Here is a 16,334-nt window from a genome sequence, read left to right as displayed (position 1 = left end):
CGACAATGGCCATGTGCCGAACAACAAGAAAAAGACCCAGGTGACCGCCTCGCCCGAGCGCCGGCGCGAACTCCTCGACACCGCAGCCGAGGTGTTCGCCGCGCAGGGCTACAACGCCACCACCGTCCGCAAGATCGCCGACGAGGCGGGCATGCTCGCGGGCAGCCTCTACTACCACTTCGATTCCAAGGAATCGATTCTCGACGAGATCCTCTCCGCCTTCCTCACCGAGCTGTGGGACGGGTACGACGCCGTCCTCGCCGCCGGACTCGGCCCGCGGGAGACCATCGAGGCCCTCGTCACCGAGTCCTTCCGGGAGATCGACCGGCACCGCGCCGCCGTCGCCATCTACCAGAAGGAGTCCAAGCACCTCTCCGCCCAGCCCCGGTTCCACTACCTCTCCGACTCGCAGCAGAAGTTCGAGAAGGCGTGGCTGGGGACCCTCGAGCGCGGGGTCGCCGCCCAGGTCTTCCGCGCGGACCTCGACATCCGCCTCACGTACCGCTTCGTGCGCGACACCGTCTGGGTCGCCGCGTCCTGGTACCGCCCGGGCGGCGGGCACAGCCCCGAGGAGATCGCCCGCCAGTACCTGTCGATGGTGCTGGACGGCATCGCCGTACGTACGTAAGCCGTAAACCGACACACCGAGGAGCAGCAGTCATGGCCGAGGCCTACATCGTCGAAGCGGTACGGACCCCGGTCGGCCGGAAGAAGGGCGGGCTGTCCGCCGTCCACCCGGCCGATCTCGGCGCGCACATCCTCAAGGCACTGGTTGCCCGCTCCGGCATCGACCCGGCCGCCGTCGAGGACGTCGTCTTCGGCTGCCTGGACACGGTCGGTCCGCAGGCCGGCGACATCGCGCGGACCGCGTGGCTGGCCGCCGGGCTGCCGGAAGAGGTGCCCGGAGTCACCATCGACCGGCAGTGCGGCTCCTCGCAGCAGGCCGTGCACTTCGCCGCGCAGGGGGTGCTGTCCGGCACCCAGGACCTGGTGGTCGCGGGCGGCGTACAGAACATGAGCCAGATCCCGATCGCCTTTGCCTCCCGGCAGGCCGCCGAGCCGCTCGGGCTCACCGAGGGCCCGTACGCGGGCAGCGAGGGCTGGCGCGCACGGTACGGCGACCAGCCCGTCAACCAGTTCCACGGCGCCGAGCTGATCGCCGGGAAGTGGGGGATCTCGCGGCTCGACATGGAGGAGTTCGCCCTCCGCTCGCATCAGCGGGCGCTGCGCGCGATCGACGAGGGCCGCTTCGACCGCGAGCTCGTCCCGTACGGAGAGGTCGCGGTCGACGAGGGGCCGCGCCGCGACACGTCGCTGGAGAAGATGGCGGGCCTGAAGCCGGTCGTCGAGGGCGGCCGCATCACCGCCGCGTGCTCCTCCCAGGTCTCCGACGGCGCCTCGGCGATGCTGCTCGCGAGCGAGCGGGCCGTCGCCGAACACGGGCTGACGCCGCGCGCCCGCATCCACCATCTTTCGGTGCGCGGTGAGGACCCGATCCGGATGCTGTCCGCGCCGATCCCGGCGACGGCGTACGCGCTGAAGAGGGCCGGCATGTCGATCGACGACATCGACCTGGTCGAGATCAACGAGGCGTTCGCCCCGGTGGTCCTGGCCTGGCTGAAGGAGACGGGCGCCGACCCGGAGAAGGTCAACGTCAACGGAGGCGCGATAGCCCTGGGCCACCCGCTGGGCGCCACCGGAGTGAAGCTGATGACCACACTCCTGCACGAGCTGGAGCGCACGGGGGGCAGGTACGGCCTGCAGACCATGTGTGAGGGCGGTGGCCAGGCGAACGTCACGATCATTGAGCGGCTGTGACGTGTGCGACGGGCCACCGCACGGCCGACGCCGGGCATGCTAGAGTTCTGAGTGTTGCAGTTTTGGTACCCATGAACTTTATGTGCGCCTGACGGGAATGTTCCTCAGGCGCATTATTGTTTTTCCGGCTTCTCCGGATGGGGCCCCTACCTATTCAGGAGAATGACATGGCTACTGGCACCGTGAAGTGGTTCAACGCGGAAAAGGGCTTCGGCTTCATCGAGCAGGACGGCGGCGGCGCCGACGTCTTCGCCCACTACTCCAACATCGCCACCCAGGGCTTCCGTGAGCTCCAGGAGGGCCAGAAGGTTTCCTTCGACGTCACGCAGGGCCAGAAGGGCCCGCAGGCGGAGAACATCGTCCCGGCCTAATCGCCCGGACGCGTTGCTCCTGGCCGGGGCCCGCACCGTGAAGGTGCGGGTCCCGGCTTGTGCTGTCCCCAGGAAGGCATTCTCTGTATGACTCGCTCCGAACGCCCGGCCCGTCCCGCCCGCAAGCGCCCGTCGAATTCCCGCGGCCAGGCCCCTGCCAAGTCCTCCGGCAAGGCTCCTGCCCGCAGGTCCACCCCCCCGCAGGGTGAATTCACCCTGCCGGAAAGCACCACCCCCGCGCTGCCCGCGGTCCAGGCATTCGACGAGCTGGACATGCCCGCCGCCCTGCTCAAGACGCTCGCCGCACAGGATGTGACTGAGCCGTTCCCGATCCAGGCCGCGACCCTGCCGAACTCTCTCGCGGGCCGCGACCTCCTCGGCCGTGGCCGCACCGGCTCCGGCAAGACCCTCGCCTTCGGCCTCGCGCTGCTCGGCCGTACCGCCGGCCGGCGTGCTGAGCCGCATGCGCCGCTCGCCCTCGTGCTGGTGCCGACGCGTGAGCTCGCCCAGCAGGTCACCGACGCCCTCACCCCGTACGCCACGGCCGTCAACCTGCGGCTGGCCACGGTCGTCGGCGGTATGTCGATCGGCCGCCAGGCCGGCACGCTCCGCCGTGGCGCCGAGGTGCTCGTCGCCACGCCCGGACGCCTGAAGGACCTCATCGAGCGGGGCGACGCCCGGCTCGACCAGGTACGGATCACCGTGCTGGACGAGGCCGACCAGATGGCCGACATGGGCTTCATGCCGCAGGTCACGGCCCTCCTCAAGCAGGTGGCGCCGGGCGGGCAGACGATGCTCTTCTCGGCCACCCTGGACCGGAACATCGACCGTCTCGTACGGATGTTCCTGACCGACCCCGTGGTGCACTCGGTCGACCCGTCGGCCGGCGCGGTGACCACCATGGAGCACCACCTGCTGTACGTGGCGGACGAGACCGACAAGAAGGCCGTCACCACCCGCATCGCCGCCCGCGACGGCCGCGTGATCATGTTCCTGGACACCAAGCGGTCCGTGGACCGGCTCGTCAAGCGGCTGCTGGCCAGCGGCGTCCGCGCGGCCGGACTGCACGGCGGCCGCTCGCAGCCGCAGCGCAACCGCACGCTCGACCAGTTCAAGAACGGTCACGTCACCGCGCTGGTGGCGACCAACGTGGCGGCCCGCGGCATCCACATCGACGACCTCGACCTCGTCGTGAACGTCGACCCGCCGACCGACCACAAGGACTACCTGCACCGCGGCGGCCGCACCGCCCGGGCCGGCGAGTCCGGCAGCGTCGTCACCCTGGTGCTTCCCGAGCAGAAGCGGGAGATGAGCCGGCTGATGCTCGACGCCGGCATCAGCCCGCAGACGGCGGCCCGTATCAAGTCCAGCGACGCCGAGCTCTCCCGGCTCACCGGCGCCCGCGAGCCCTCGGGTGTGGCCGTCACCATCGAGGTCCCGCAGCCCGCCGCACAGCCGCAGCGCCGATCCGGCGGAGGCAGTGGCAGCGGAAGCGGCAATGGGAACGGCAGCCGTCCCTCGCGGCCGGGCAGCCGCAGCCGCGGCGGGCGCGGCCGTACCGGACGCGGCGGCCAGGGCGGCGGCGCCCAGGGCGGCGGAGGCCGCCGCGCCGCCGCCTGACCGGTCAGCTCAGCGCACCGTCAGCGCACCAGCCGGGCCTGGAGCTTCGCCAGCGTGCGAAGGTCCAGGCCCAAGCCGTTTCTCAGGTACGCGTACAGGCTTCCGTACTCCCGCTCGACCTCGGCCAGCGCCGATTCCAGATAGTCCGTACGGACCTCCTGCAGCGGGATGAGCAGGTCCGGGTTCTGCATCAGACCAGCCTGCTTCAGCCCCGCCCGGACCTTTGCGTCGTGCGCGGCGCGGTAGGTGTTGGACGCCAGGTAGTCCCGCTCGGCGGTCGACGCCGGTACGCCCAGGGCGCGCAGGAGTACGTAACTCGTCCACCCCGTACGGTCCTTGCCCGACGTGCAGTGGTAGAGCAGCGGGGCCTGGCCGCGGTCCGCGAGGTCGCGCAGCGTGGCGCCGAACTGGGCGCGGTTCTCCGGACTGGTGACGAACGTGCGGTAGACGCCGCGCATGAACGCTGCAGCCTTGCCGTCCCCGAGCATCTCCTCCTGCTTGACCGGGTCCCTGGAGCCGATCGCGGTCATCAGCTGTCCGTACAGGCCGCTGTCGGTCACCGGGCGGGAGGTGACCGACAGCCCGGCGGGCAGCCGGTCCGAGCCGTCGTACTGGAGCTCCAGCGGCACCCGGAAGTCGACGACCTTCCGCAGGCCGAGCCCGGAGAGGGTTGCGATGTCGGCGTCGGTGAGCTTGCTCAGGGCGTCGGCGCGGTAGACCTGTCCGTAGCGGACCGTCTGCCCGCCGCACGTACGGTAGCCGCCCAGGTCACGGACGTTGACCGCGCCCTGGAGGGGAATCTGGCGGATGTGGGTACTGGAGACAACGGTGGTGCGCGGGGCCTCGGCGACTGCCGAGGCGGGAAGACACCCGATGGCGAGGGCGGAGACAACGGCTCCGGTCGCCAGGCGGATTCGGGCACGGCTCATCGGACAACTCCTGTACGGGAGAGGGGATTCACCCTGCTGTCGGCAGGGTGCGATGCGCGAGCAGTTCTTCGAGCGCGGTGTGCGCTTCGGCCATGACGCGGGCGATCAGTTCCGCGCAGCAGGGCAGATCGTCGATCAGCCCCGCGACCTGGCCGGATGCCATGACGCCGAGGTCCGTACGGCCCTCGACCATGGACGCTTTGAGGAGCATCGGGGTGTTGGCGGCCAGCAGGACCTGGCTCCAGGTGAGGTCCTTGCCGTGCTTCATCGCGAGTCCGTCCCGGACCATCCGCGCCCAGCTCAGCCCGGAGATCTTCCGGAACCCGGCGGCCCGGCGCACCGCTTGGGCAACAGCCCGCGTACGGCCCGCCCTCTCCAGGGAGTTGACCAGGTCGGTACGGAGCATGCGGTGCGGAAGGCCGTCCACGGCGGTGGTGACCGTGACCTCCTTGACGCTCGCCGCGAGGTACTTGGCCTTGACCGCGTCCGGGACGGTCGAGTCGGACGTGAGCAGAAAGCGGGTGCCCATGGCGATCCCCGCCGCGCCGTAGGCGAGGGCGGCGACCAGTCCGCGGCCGTCGTAGAAGCCGCCCGCCGCGATCACCGGGATGCCGACCGCGTCGACGACCTGGGGGAGGAGCACGGTGGTGGCGACCTCGCCGGTGTGGCCGCCGCCCTCGCCGCCCTGCACGAGGACGGCGTCCGCGCCCCAGGCGGCGACCTTCTCGGCGTGGCGGCGGGCGCCGACGGAGGGGATGACGACGACGCCGGCGTCCTTGAGCTCGGCGATGAGCTCCCTGGACGGGGCCAGGGCGAACGAGGCGACCTTCACGCCCTCGTCGATGATGATCCGTACCCGCTCGCGCGCATCGCCCGCGTCGGCGCGCAGATTGACCCCGAAGGGCGCGTTTGTGCGGGACTTGACCTCCCGTACCGCCGACTTCAGCTGGTCCGGGGTCATCGTCGCGGAGGCGAGGATGCCCAGTGCGCCGGCGTTGGCGGCGGCGGAGACGAGCCGGGGGCCCGCGACCCAGCCCATGCCGGTCTGGACGATGGGATGCCGTACGCCGGTGAGCCTGGTGAGTGCCGTATCCATGACGGGTGCCGTCTCCATTACGCCGGGACCTCGCGGTCGCGCGTGCCGCGCGGGTCGAGCTCCTCGCGGATCAGCCGGAGTTCGTCCGCGGTCGGCTCCCGCGTGTACGGGACGTCGTCGGGCACGGTGAGCGCGAAGCCGGTGGATTCCCGTACCTCCTCGACGGTGACGCCGGGGTGGAGGGAGGCCAGTCGCATCGACCGGTCCGGTGTCGCGAAGTCGAAGACACCGAGGTTGCTGACCACGCGCGGGATGCGGTGGAAGCGGGTCGCGGAGGGGCCGGCCGCGGCGGCACTGTCGTAACCCACGCCGCAGACCATGTCGACGCGTTCGACGAAGACCCGGGCGGAATGCTTCGGCACCCAGTAACTGGTCGGGTTGTTGAGGGTGTTGACGGGTGCACCGCGGACACCGAGCAGCTGGCGGGCGGGCCGCTGCCAGTCGCCGATGCAGGAGATGTTCTGGTTGCCGAACCGGTCGATCTGGCTCGCGCCCATCATCACGTGGCGCTTGCCGCCCGTGACCATGCTGAGGTGCTGTCGGTACGGGAGCCAGCCCTCGGTCACCCCGTCGGGGCCGACGAGCAGCGCGTCGCCGTTGGTGAGGAGGAGGGCGGGGGAGAAGGTGAGCCGGGCCAGCCGGGCGCCGATCGAGGGGATCGTACCCATGGGGCTGGCCAGCACCTCGCCGTTGTCGCGCCAGGCCTCGGCGCAGGCGATGACGCACGTCTCGGCGCGGGTGGGGTTCTGGGTGTTCACTTCTGCTCCTCGTGCCAGGCCTGGACGGCGGACTGGTACGTCTTCTCGTCGCCGGACAGGAAGCGCTCGGCGAACTCCGGCCAGGGCGTGGTCGCGTACATCCGCTGGAATGCCTCGTCGCGGTCGTAGTCCGGGGCGCAGGAGGTGAAGTGCGCGCCGTTCGGGGTCTCGATGACGCCGGTGACCGCGTGGCGTTTGAGGAGGAGCGTCTGTGGGGCCGCGTCCTTGGTGAGGGCGGCGGTCTCGACGAGCTGTTCGCACGAGACGTACGCCGTGTCCGCCGCCTCGCAGAACAGGTCGTCGAAGTACGGGTCGGCGCCCAGGTACTGGCCGTTGCCGAGCCGGTCGGCGCGGTTCATGTGGACCAGGGCGGCGTCCAGGCGCAGGGCGGGTACGGCGACGAACTCCTCGCCGTCCTCGTACGGGGACTTCACCGTACGGAGGGAGGGGTTGACGGTGATGACGTCGGAGCCGAGGCCGGCGCGTACGGGAAGGAAGGGCAGCCGGTTGGCGGCGGCGGTCAGGCCCCACATGAACATCGCCTCGTCGATCTCGGTGAGTTCGAACGCGCCGTGCTGGCGGGCGGCGCGGAAGTGCGGTTCGAGGGGGATCGAGTCGAGGGTGGTGAAGGCCGCGACCAGCTTGCGGATGCGGCCGGCGGCGGCGAGCAGGCCGACGTCGGGGCCGCCGTACGAGACGACGGTGAGATCGGTGATCTCGGAGCGGAGCAGTGCCCGCACCAGGGCCATGGGCTTGCGGCGCGAGCCCCAGCCGCCGATGCCGACCGCCATGCCGCTGCGGAGCCGGGAGACTACCTCGTCCGGTGTCATGGTCTTGTCGCTCACGACTGCTCCTCCTCGTCCGTGCCGCTGAAGGTGTTGCGGACGCGGTCGGCGACTCCGCTGAGGTTGGCCTCGAAGGTGAAGCCCTGCTCGAAGCGGTAGCTGCGGCGCACGTCCACCGGGTCGATCCCGTTGACGGCGGCCTTGGCCAGCCGGATGAGGTACCCGTCCTTCTGCGCGATCTCGCGTGCCAACTCCAACGTGGCGTCGTGTAGTTCGCCGCGGGGGACGACCTTCCACACCGAGCCGTGCGTGTGCAGTTCGGCGGCGGTGGCGGTGCGCGAGGTGTAGTACAGCGCGCGCATCAGATGCTGTGGGACGAGGCGGGCGAGATGGGTGGCGGCGCCGAGTGCGCCGCGGTCCAGTTCGGGCAGGCCGAACGTGGCGTCGTCGGAGGCGACGATCGCGTCGGCGTTGCCGACGAGGCCGATGCCGCCGCCGAGGCAGAAGCCGTGCACGGCCGCGACGACGGGGACCTCGCACTCGTACACCGCGGCGAAGGCCTCGGCGCAGCCGCGGTTCGCGCCGATGAGGGCCTGGTGGCCGGTGTCGCGTTGCATCTCCTTGATGTCGACGCCGGCGTTGAAGCCGCGGCCGGCGGCGGCGAGTACGACGCAGCGCGTCCCGGGGTCGCGGCCGGCCGTGCGGACGGCGTCGGCGAGGTCGTACCAGCCCTGTACCGGGAGGGCGTTGACGGGCGGGAAGTCGACCGTGACGACGGAAATGCCCTTGTCCGGGCTTGAGGTGGAGACACCCATGAGCGGATCAGCTACCTTTCCACCAAACATTTGTTAGGTGCGTTGGATGAGGAAGGTAGCAGCGGATCGCGCGCTGCGGGAGGTGCGGGTTGAGCATCACGGTGGATCTGGCCGGCCGGGTAGCGGTCGTCACGGGCGGCACGAGGGGGGTCGGCGCGGGTATCGCTCGGGCGTTTCTGCAGGCGGGCGCGGAGGTTGTGGTCTGCGCGCGCAGGCCGCCCGAAGGTGTGGTCGAGGCGGACGGCCGCAAGGCCGACTTCGCGCCCGTCGACCTGCGGGACCCCGCCGCGGTCGAGGACTTCTTCGCGGGCGTCACGGCGCGCCACGGCCGGCTCGACGTACTGGTCAACAACGCGGGCGGGACACCGTACCGGATGCTGGGGGAGGGCGGCGCCGAGCGGCATGCGCGGGTACTGGAACTCAACCTGGTGGCGCCGATGACCGCCTCCCTCGCGGCGTACGGGCATCTGAAGCGGACGCGCGGCTCGATCGTGATGATCGGCAGCGTCAGCGGGGCGCGTCCGTCGCCGGGGACGGCGGCGTACGGAGCGGCCAAGGCGGGGCTGGAGAACCTCGCCCGCTCGATGGCCGTGGAATGGGCGCCGGAGGTGCGGGTGAACACGCTGGTCCTCGGCATGGTGCGGACGGAGCTGTCGCACCTGCACTACGGGGACCAGGCGGGGGTGGACGCCGTCGGACGTACGGTCCCGGCGGGCCGGCCGGCCGAGCCGTCCGAGATCGGCGACGCGGCCGTCTTCCTCGCCTCGGACCGGGCCGCGTATGTGAGCGGGGCCTCGCTGCTGGTGCATGGGGGCGGGGAACGGCCGGCGTTTCTGGATGCGGCCAATGTCAACAAGGGAGTGTGAAATGACCGGAATCTGTGCGGGACGCGTCGTCATCGTGACGGGTGCGGGGCGGGGTCTGGGACGAGCCCATGCGCTGGCCTTCGCGGCCGAGGGGGCGAAGGTCGTCGTGAACGACCTGGGGGTCGGGCGGGACGGGGCGGGGACATCGGCGAGCACGGCGCAGCGGGTCGTGAACGAGATCGTGGCGGGGGGCGGGCAGGCGGTCGCGCACGGGGGCGACATCGCGACGAGCGAAGGCGCGTCGTCGCTGGTCTCAACGGCGGTGGACACGTTCGGGCGGCTGGACACGCTGGTCAACAACGCCGGGTTTCTGCGCGACCGGATGCTCGTGAATCTGGAGGAGGACGACTGGGACGCGGTGATGCGGGTGCACCTCAAGGGGCACTTCCTGCCGCTCAAGCATGCGGCCGCGTACTGGCGCGCGCAGGCGAAGGCGGACCGGCAGGTGGCCGCGCGGGTGGTGAACACCAGCTCGGGCGCAGGCCTGTTGGGCAGCGTCGGACAGGGCAACTACTCGGCGGCCAAGGCCGGCATCGTGGGGCTGACGCTGGTGGCGGCGGTGGAGATGGGGCGATACGGGGTACAGGTCAACGCGATCGCGCCGGCGGCGCGTACCCGGATGACGGAGCAGACGTTCGCCGAAACGATGGCTGCGCCGGGGGAGGGCGAGTTCGACGCGATGGCGCCCGAGAACGTCTCGCCCCTGGTGGTCTGGCTCGGCTCGGCAGCGAGCGCCGGGGTGACGGGCCGGGTGTTCGAGGCCGAGGCGGACCGTATCACGGTCATGGAGGGCTGGCGCCCCGGCCCAACGGCGAACAAGGGCGCCCGCTGGACCCCGGCGGAGGCGGGCGAAGCGGCAGCAAAGCTACTGACACAGGCGGAGCCGGCCCGACCGGTGTACGGGGCGGGGTGACGCACGGGTGCTGCGCGAGGACGGCACGGTCATCCCCGGGCTGTACGCGTCCGGGAACTGCTCGGCCGCGGTGATGGGCGAGACCTGTCCGGGGCCGGGCGCGACGATCGGTCCGGCGATGGCGTTCAGCTGGGCGGCGGTCAACGATATCGCGGGCGTCAGCGAGAGCGCGGGCGTCAGCGGCATCGCGGGGCCGTCCGCTCCAGCAGCATCCTGACGTCGTCGTCCTCGACGTACTCCACGGCCTGCACGGCGGTGGAGTACGCATAGCCGTCCGGATCCCCGTCGGCGAGGAGCCGGATCAACGCCTCGGCGGCACGCGGATCCTGACGCAACGCCAGCCCGCGTGCCGCCTCCGCCACGGTGTCCGTGTCGTCGTCGTCCAGCCGGGCCGCCAGCGCCTCCCGGATCACCGCAGTATCGGCCTCCACCCCCGCCAGCGCCATCGTCGCCCAGTCCCGCACGCGGTCGTCGGGGTCGCCGCTCAGCGTGACCAGCACCCCGATCGCCTCCTCGTGATCGCCCGGCACCATCCCGCCCAGCGCCAGCGCCACCCGGTGCCGCACCTCCCGGTCCGGATGCCCCGCGTGGCGCAGGACCTCCGGCAGCGCGGCCGGATCGCCCTGGTGGCCCAGCGCCAGCACGGCGGACTGGATCAGCTCCGGGTCCGCCGCTTCCCGGGCCAGCTCCCGCAGTACGGGCAGCGAGCGCGCCGCGAACGGCTTCTCCCCACCCCGGAAGCCGAGCTGCCCCAGTACATCCGCGGCGAACGCCTGCCGCATGGGCTCGCCGCTCGCGCACCACGCGGAGGCGGCCTGGAAGGTCTCCTCGTCGCCGCGCCGGTGCAAGGCGTACATCGACTCGATCCAGTCGTCGTTCGCCGGGTCCCCGCACCGCAGGGCCCGCTCGGCCAGCTCCGCGAACGGCGTCTGAATGCCGAGTTCCGCCTCCAGCAGCGTGGCGATGGCCGCATGCCCGGTCTGCTGCTCGTCGCCCGCCCGCGGCGCGCCGTCCCCCACCAGCTCGACAATGACCGTCACGCCGCCGTCCTCCTCGACCCGGCGCGTCACCGCCTCGAACTCGCCCTCGTACGCGCTCGTCAGCCTGCGCCGCAGCTCCTGCCCGACATCCATGGCGAGCCACCGCCGGGCCTCGCCCAGCGCCTCGTTCTTCGCCGCCGCGCCGTGCTCCAGCAGAGCCCTTACGGTGCCGGCGGCCCCGCGCCGCGCGGCGAGCAGCAGCGGCGGCTCCCCGCGGGGGCCCGCCAGGTCCGGGCTCGCCCCGTGCGCGAGCAGCGCCTCCACCGTGTCGGAGTGGCCCTGCTGCACGGCCCACGTCATCGCCGTGTACCCGAACTCCTCCCGGCGGTCCGGCTGCGCGCCGGCGGCCAGCAGGGCCCGTACGACTTCGGCATGCCCCCCGCACGCGGCGCCGCACAGCGGCAGATCCACGGAGTCCGCGCCACTGGGCCGGTCCGGATCAGCACCGGCGGCGAGCAGCAGCCGGGCGATGCCGGGCTGGTCCTGGACCGCGGCCAGATAGAGGGCGGTCTGACCTTCTTCGTCGGTCGCCTCGGCCGGAATGCCCGCGCGAAGCAGCCGCACGACGGTGTCGTCCTCACCACTGACCACGGCCTCGAAGAGGTCCCCGTGGCCTGCTGCCGACTCTGTGTCCATACTCCGACCATGGCGCGACGGGTGCCCGACTGCAAAATCATTCAGGTATCGCACTCCAGGACCGTGCGGCACAGGCCGCAGCGGGCTCGTACCCGGCCGCGGGCCGGGACGCGGATGCGCTGGCGGCAGGTGGGACAGTCGAAGGCGACTCGGAGTGAGCCGGGGCCGCCGTCGAAGCTGTACGGGGAGCCGGGCGGTGTCGGTCCCGCGTGGTCGATCGCGTACCGGCGGTCCTTGGCGTACCGGCGGCGCCCCGACCAGCCGGCCGCCGTCAGCGGGGGCTGCTGCTCGTCGCGGCGGGCCTGCGCCAGACCCTTGGTGTACGCCGTGTACGCCTGCGGGCTGGTGAACCAGATGGCCGGGTCCTCGTCGAAGACGAGCGCGCGCTTGGCCAGGACGTAGCCGAACTCCTCCGGGGTCAGATAGCCGAGCTTCTGGCTGGAACTGGCGTCCTCGCGGTACGCGTCGAGCAGCAGCCAGCCCGCGCCGAGATAGGCGGCCGCCGTGTCCGTGAGGATCTCGTTGTCGCGGTTGCCGGGGAACTCGAGGCCGAGCCGGTGCAGCAGGACATGGGTGATCTCGTGGGCGAGGGCAGCGCCGATGTCCTGGCGGTGGGTTCTGAAGCGGTCGTTGAGCTCGATGAAGTATTCGGGGCCCGCAGCGAGTTCGACGCTCGCCGCATGCTCCATCTCGCGGAAGCTGACGATCATGCGGGCGTCCGGCAGGTGCAGGTGCTGCACCATCGCGTGGGCGACCCGCTGGGCACCCGGATGGAGGTCGTCGTGGTCGGAGAAGGCCGCGTCGACGGGGGCGAAGCTCGGGGCGTAGCCGCGGATGCCGTCGTACGACAGCCGCTTGTAGAGCGCGGTGATGGCCGCCCGCACGGTGGAGAGGTGCGGATAGCCGTGCACGACCTCGCTGCCGTTCGCCACGTCCGTACCTCCGGATGAAGGTGAACCGGCTTCCACTGTAAGCGGAGACCACGGCGGGGGCGGTGGTGGCTGAAAGGGTCCCTTGTCGCACGGCTGAGCGACTCCCCATAATCCAACAGCGTCTTGGCATGGTCATGCCGACTGACTTGGCATGAACTCGCCACAATTAGTCCAACCCCCCACGAAAGGCAGTCCGTTGAAAAGACTCATCAGCCTGCTCAAGAGATCTGCCGCCGTCGTAGCCGTCGGACTCGCGGTCGTCAGCCTCCAGCCCACCTCCGCGTCCGCCGCCGCGCCCCCCGTCGTCGGCGGAGTCCGCGCCGCCCAGGGCGAATTCCCCTTCATGGTCCGGCTCTCCATGGGCTGCGGTGGCGCCCTGTACACCCAGACCATCGTCCTCACCGCCGCCCACTGCGTGAACGGCTCCGGCAACAACACCTCCATCACCGCCACCGCCGGCGTCGTGGACCTCCGGAGCTCCAGCGCCATCAAGGTGAAGTCGACCAAGGTCCTCCAGGCCCCCGGCTACAACGGCACCGGCAGGGACTGGGCGCTGATCAAGCTCGCCCAGCCGATCAACCTGCCGATCCTGAAGATCGCCGAGACCACGCAGTACAACACCGGCACCTTCACCGTCGCCGGCTGGGGCGCCGCCACCGAGGGCGGCGGCCAGCAGCGCTACCTGCGCAAGGCCAACGTCCCGTTCGTCTCCGACGCCACCTGCAAGCAGGCGTACGGCAGCAGCCTCGTCGCCGCCGAGGAGATCTGCGCCGGCTACATGGCCGAGGGCGGCGTCGACACCTGCCAGGGCGACTCCGGCGGCCCGATGTTCCGCAAGGACAACGCCGGCGCCTGGGTCCAGGTCGGCATCACCAGCTGGGGCGAGGGCTGCGCCCGGGCCGGCTACCCCGGTGTCTACACCGAGGTGTCCACCTTCGCCGCCCAGATCAAGTCGGCAGCGGCAGGACTCTGACCCGGACCCTCCAGCCGCTGGGCCCGCCTGCTGAGCCCAGCCGCTGAGCACAGCGCCCGCCTCGCTCGTCCGGCCAGGGCAACACCTGCCGGAAGAGCGAGGCGGGCTCAGAGCCAGCCGCGGCGAGCTGCGACCACCCCGGCCTGGAAGCGGTTCGTGGCGCCCAGCAGCTCGTGCAGACGGCTGGTACGTCGCCGCATGGTGCGCAGGGACCAGCCCAACTGCCGTGCGATCGCCTCGTCCTTGAGACCGCTGACCAGCAGAGACAACATCAGCCGGTCGTCCTCGGCGAGAGACTCCTCGGCCGGGCCCTCCAGCGGCGTGGCCTGCTGCCAGCACAGTTCCCAGTAGTCGACGAGCGCGTCAAGCAGTGTGGACGGACGGACCACAGCGGCACGCACGTCGGCGAGGTCGAGCGTGAGCGGCATCAGAGCGATGCGGCGGTCGGCGATGGCCAGCTTGACGCGGAGGCTCGGCAGCACGCGGGCCTGCTCGCCGTGCCGGACAAGCCGGCGGATGTCATCGAGGACTCCGGGCCATTCAAGGGCCTCCGGAGCGTATACCGCCCGGTAGGCGAGGCCCTTGCCGAGTGCGGTCTCCTCCACGGGGTTGGCGGTGGTGAGGGCGTACGGAGGACGGTCCAGGGTGCGGACGTCGCCACGGGCCTCCTGCTGAAGCCGTACGAACCAGCGGCCCAGCGCCTCGCTGCCGCGAATGATCTCAACCTCGTCCGACCCACCGTCCTGCGTCGCCGCGAACAACCGGGACAACTCCGCCGATGCGGCCCGGACCTGGTCGAGTTCGGCCGTACGCGTCCGGATCAGCGTCTCCACGGCGTGCTGGGGTTCGATCGCCGCATAGCGACGGCGCGTACGAGCCATTACGAACCAATTGCGGGCCGTCACGCGAAGTGAACGAACCGCTCGCCCGCGCCTTCAAGCTCCAGCACCCACACCTCGTTGCCGCCTTCGCGCAGCACTGGCCCCGGAACGTACAGCGACTCCTGAGGGCCCGCCGCCCAGTACCGGCCCAGGCAGAAGCCGTTCACCCACACGAAGCCCCGCACCCAGCGCGGCAGCCGCAGCGCGGCATCCCCGGCGCCGACCACGTCGAACACGCCCCGGTACAGGCCCGTAGCCCCGCCCCCGGGCCCGAACTCCGGCCCGAACTCCGGCGTGCGGAACGGGATCTTCCGTACCCGGTCCGCGTCCTCGAAGGCATCCAGCCGCAGGCCCTGCGCCCGTAAGCCGTGCAGATACTGCCGCTCGTGCAGGATGCCGCCGGAGATGCCCTTGGACTCGCCCAGCCGCGGCCCGTAGTTGACCCGCCCCAGCGACTCCACCCACAGCTCCACCACGGCCGGGCCCGCCACGGGCTCGCCCAGTGCGGCGCGCTCGCCGTCCAGCACACCGGCCCGTACCCCGTCGACGTACACCACCGCACGGTCCCGCAGACCCGACACGCTCAGCGCATACGGCTGCCGGGGCCCCGGCACCTCCACCCGGTAGCGGACCAGCCCGCGGTCCACGTCCAGTTCCTCGAACGTCGCCGGCGTCGCCGACTCGTGCTCCGGACCGCCCAGCACCGCCATCACCTCGTCCAGGGACGCCCACCCGGTGAACTCCGCCCGCGCCGGCGCGCCGAGCGCGGCGGGAGCGGGCGGGAGATCGGGCAGCGGCTCCTCCCGGTACGCGGCGAGGATGTCCCGGAACAGCCAGAACTTCTCCGTCGGGCGGCCGAACTCGTCGACCGGCGCGCCGTAGTCGTACGACGTCACATCCGGTTCGAGCGCGCCGTCATGCAGCGCACCGCCGCGATTGGCGCCCGCCCAGCCCGCGAAGTTCGTCCCGCCGTGCGCCATGTAGATGTTGACCGACGCGCCGCACTCGAGGATCTCGCGCAGCGCCTGTGCCGCGTCCGCCGGCTCCCGTACGACCGGGGCCGCGCCCCAGTGGTCGAACCAGCCACACCAGAACTCCATACACATCAGCGGGCCGCGCGGCCGGTGGCGGCGCAGCACCTCGAAGCCCTCGCTGGCCCCCGAGCCGAAGTTCGCCGTGGCCGGCACGCCGGGCAGCGAGCCGCCCGTCAGCATGTGGTCCTCGGGCCCGTCGGACGTGAACAGCGGTACGGTCACGCCGCGTTCGCGCAGCAGATCGCGCAGATGGCGCAGGTACACCTGGTCGGAGCCGTAACTGCCGTACTCGTTCTCGACCTGCACCATGATCACCGGACCGCCCCGGTCGGTCTGCCGTGGCACGACCTCGTGCAGCAGATGGTGGAACCAGCGGTCCACCTGCCGCAGATACGCCGCGTCCCGCGTGCGCACCCGCGAGCCGAGCGGCCCGGTCAGCCAGTGGGGCAGCCCGCCGTTCTCCCACTCGGCGCAGATGTACGGGCCCGGCCGTACGATCGCCCACAGCCCCGCCGCCCGTACCGCGTCGAGGAACCGGCCCAGCGCCTGCACATCCCGGAACCGGCCGGGCTGCGGTTCGTGGAGGTTCCACGGGACGTACGTCTCCACGCAGTTCAGGCCCATCGCGCGCAGCATCGCCAGCCGGTGCCCCCACTGCCCCTCGTGCACCCGGAAGTAGTGCAAGGCGCCCGACAGGAGCCGCACCGGCCGGCCGTCCATCAGAAAGTCCTCGTCGCCCACCGTGAAGCCAGCCACGGTCCCCGCCCCTCACTCGCTCACTCACACACGCTCACTCACACACGCTCACTCACACACGCTCACTCACACACGCTCACTCACACACGCTCACTCACACACGCTCACTCC

17 protein-coding genes are annotated in these 16,334 nt (G+C 71.3%); 8 read left to right on the top strand and 9 right to left on the bottom strand.

The window, feature by feature from the left end; all coding sequences use genetic code 11:
- Positions 1–13 precede the first annotated feature (13 nt).
- From NLX86_RS03745 to NLX86_RS03730, 4 genes are all read left to right on the top strand, one after another.
- On the top strand, positions 14–628 hold the full coding sequence (locus NLX86_RS03745; RefSeq protein WP_254370120.1) for a TetR/AcrR family transcriptional regulator: 615 nt from the start codon (positions 14–16) through the stop codon (positions 626–628).
- A 32-nt stretch (positions 629–660) separates the two neighbouring features.
- Entirely contained in the window at positions 661–1,818 is a 1,158-nt protein-coding gene (locus tag NLX86_RS03740) for an acetyl-CoA C-acetyltransferase (RefSeq protein WP_254370119.1), read from the top strand.
- 167 nt (positions 1,819–1,985) lie between these two features.
- Positions 1,986–2,189, top strand: coding sequence for a cold-shock protein (locus tag NLX86_RS03735; RefSeq protein ID WP_037915390.1), 204 nt, complete (start codon positions 1,986–1,988; stop codon positions 2,187–2,189).
- An 87-nt stretch (positions 2,190–2,276) separates the two neighbouring features.
- Positions 2,277–3,809, top strand: coding sequence for a DEAD/DEAH box helicase (locus tag NLX86_RS03730; protein WP_254370118.1), 1,533 nt, complete (start codon positions 2,277–2,279; stop codon positions 3,807–3,809).
- A 20-nt stretch (positions 3,810–3,829) separates the two neighbouring features.
- Here NLX86_RS03730 and NLX86_RS03725 read toward each other — a convergent pair whose 3' ends face one another.
- From NLX86_RS03725 to NLX86_RS03705, 5 genes are read right to left on the bottom strand one after another with little or no spacing between them, the layout of a single operon-like run.
- Positions 3,830–4,738, bottom strand: coding sequence for a tyrosine-protein phosphatase (locus NLX86_RS03725; protein ID WP_254370117.1), 909 nt, complete (start codon positions 4,736–4,738; stop codon positions 3,830–3,832).
- Between the two features lie 28 nt (positions 4,739–4,766).
- Positions 4,767–5,834, bottom strand: coding sequence for a nitronate monooxygenase family protein (locus NLX86_RS03720; RefSeq protein ID WP_254370116.1), 1,068 nt, complete (start codon positions 5,832–5,834; stop codon positions 4,767–4,769).
- 17 nt (positions 5,835–5,851) lie between these two features.
- Positions 5,852–6,592, bottom strand: coding sequence for a CoA-transferase (locus tag NLX86_RS03715; RefSeq protein WP_254370115.1), 741 nt, complete (start codon positions 6,590–6,592; stop codon positions 5,852–5,854).
- Positions 6,589–7,437, bottom strand: a complete 849-nt coding sequence (locus tag NLX86_RS03710; protein ID WP_254370114.1) for a CoA-transferase — start codon at positions 7,435–7,437, stop codon at positions 6,589–6,591. The genes NLX86_RS03715 and NLX86_RS03710 overlap by 4 nt, the downstream gene beginning before the upstream one ends.
- On the bottom strand, positions 7,434–8,192 hold the full coding sequence (locus NLX86_RS03705; RefSeq protein ID WP_254370113.1) for an enoyl-CoA hydratase family protein: 759 nt from the start codon (positions 8,190–8,192) through the stop codon (positions 7,434–7,436). Before NLX86_RS03705 ends, NLX86_RS03710 begins: the two co-directional genes overlap by 4 nt.
- A gap of 89 nt (positions 8,193–8,281) precedes the next feature.
- On the opposite strand from NLX86_RS03705, the gene NLX86_RS03700 reads away from it, so the two are divergent.
- From NLX86_RS03700 to NLX86_RS03690, 3 genes are read left to right on the top strand one after another with little or no spacing between them, the layout of a single operon-like run.
- Positions 8,282–9,058, top strand: a complete 777-nt coding sequence (locus tag NLX86_RS03700) for an SDR family oxidoreductase (protein WP_254370112.1) — start codon at positions 8,282–8,284, stop codon at positions 9,056–9,058.
- A gap of 1 nt (position 9,059) precedes the next feature.
- The gene (locus NLX86_RS03695) at positions 9,060–9,971 is read left to right on the top strand and encodes an SDR family oxidoreductase (protein ID WP_254370111.1); all 912 of its coding nucleotides are present in this window, start codon (positions 9,060–9,062) and stop codon (positions 9,969–9,971) included.
- 7 nt (positions 9,972–9,978) lie between these two features.
- Positions 9,979–10,188 (top strand): FAD-binding protein, encoded by a 210-nt coding sequence (locus NLX86_RS03690; protein WP_374213827.1) that lies wholly within the window; start codon positions 9,979–9,981, stop codon positions 10,186–10,188.
- On the opposite strand, the gene NLX86_RS03685 is transcribed toward NLX86_RS03690, so the two are convergent.
- Both NLX86_RS03685 and NLX86_RS03680 read right to left on the bottom strand, forming a co-directional pair.
- Positions 10,148–11,647, bottom strand: coding sequence for an ankyrin repeat domain-containing protein (locus NLX86_RS03685; protein WP_254370110.1), 1,500 nt, complete (start codon positions 11,645–11,647; stop codon positions 10,148–10,150). The genes NLX86_RS03690 and NLX86_RS03685 overlap by 41 nt on opposite strands.
- A 41-nt stretch (positions 11,648–11,688) precedes the next feature.
- Positions 11,689–12,579, bottom strand: a complete 891-nt coding sequence (locus NLX86_RS03680) for a hypothetical protein (protein ID WP_254370109.1) — start codon at positions 12,577–12,579, stop codon at positions 11,689–11,691.
- Positions 12,580–12,775: 196 nt separating this feature from the next.
- Between NLX86_RS03680 and NLX86_RS03675 the strand changes: the two genes are divergently transcribed.
- Positions 12,776–13,552 (top strand): trypsin-like serine protease, encoded by a 777-nt coding sequence (locus NLX86_RS03675; protein ID WP_254370108.1) that lies wholly within the window; start codon positions 12,776–12,778, stop codon positions 13,550–13,552.
- Positions 13,553–13,659: 107 nt separating this feature from the next.
- Here NLX86_RS03675 and NLX86_RS03670 read toward each other — a convergent pair whose 3' ends face one another.
- Together NLX86_RS03670 and NLX86_RS03665 are read right to left on the bottom strand one after the other, a co-directional pair.
- Positions 13,660–14,433: a hypothetical protein gene (locus NLX86_RS03670; RefSeq protein WP_254370107.1), complete on the bottom strand. Its 774-nt coding sequence runs from the start codon at positions 14,431–14,433 to the stop codon at positions 13,660–13,662.
- Positions 14,434–14,453: 20 nt separating this feature from the next.
- Positions 14,454–16,223, bottom strand: a complete 1,770-nt coding sequence (locus NLX86_RS03665) for a beta-galactosidase (RefSeq protein ID WP_254370106.1) — start codon at positions 16,221–16,223, stop codon at positions 14,454–14,456.
- Positions 16,224–16,334: the final 111 nt, after the last annotated feature.

The organism is Streptomyces sp. A3M-1-3 (assembly GCF_024213665.1).
Lineage (GTDB): Bacteria > Actinomycetota > Actinomycetes > Streptomycetales > Streptomycetaceae > Streptomyces.
The sequence above is the reverse complement of the archived record's forward strand: the minus strand, read 5'-3'. Positions and strand labels throughout refer to the sequence as shown.

What these genes read in the sequence shown, in the direction of transcription:
- NLX86_RS03740 (WP_254370119.1), top strand. Translation starts at nt 661, where the DNA reads ATGGCCGAGGCCTACATCGTCGAAGCGGTACGGACCCCGGTCGGCCGG.
- NLX86_RS03735 (WP_037915390.1), top strand. Translation starts at nt 1,986, where the DNA reads ATGGCTACTGGCACCGTGAAGTGGTTCAACGCGGAAAAGGGCTTCGGC.
- NLX86_RS03730 (WP_254370118.1), top strand. Translation starts at nt 2,277, where the DNA reads ATGACTCGCTCCGAACGCCCGGCCCGTCCCGCCCGCAAGCGCCCGTCG.
- NLX86_RS03725 (WP_254370117.1), bottom strand. Translation starts at nt 4,738, where the DNA reads ATGAGCCGTGCCCGAATCCGCCTGGCGACCGGAGCCGTTGTCTCCGCC.
- NLX86_RS03720 (WP_254370116.1), bottom strand. Translation starts at nt 5,834, where the DNA reads ATGGATACGGCACTCACCAGGCTCACCGGCGTACGGCATCCCATCGTC.
- NLX86_RS03705 (WP_254370113.1), bottom strand. Translation starts at nt 8,192, where the DNA reads ATGGGTGTCTCCACCTCAAGCCCGGACAAGGGCATTTCCGTCGTCACG.
- NLX86_RS03695 (WP_254370111.1), top strand. Translation starts at nt 9,060, where the DNA reads ATGACCGGAATCTGTGCGGGACGCGTCGTCATCGTGACGGGTGCGGGG.
- NLX86_RS03685 (WP_254370110.1), bottom strand. Translation starts at nt 11,647, where the DNA reads ATGGACACAGAGTCGGCAGCAGGCCACGGGGACCTCTTCGAGGCCGTG.
- NLX86_RS03670 (WP_254370107.1), bottom strand. Translation starts at nt 14,433, where the DNA reads ATGGCTCGTACGCGCCGTCGCTATGCGGCGATCGAACCCCAGCACGCC.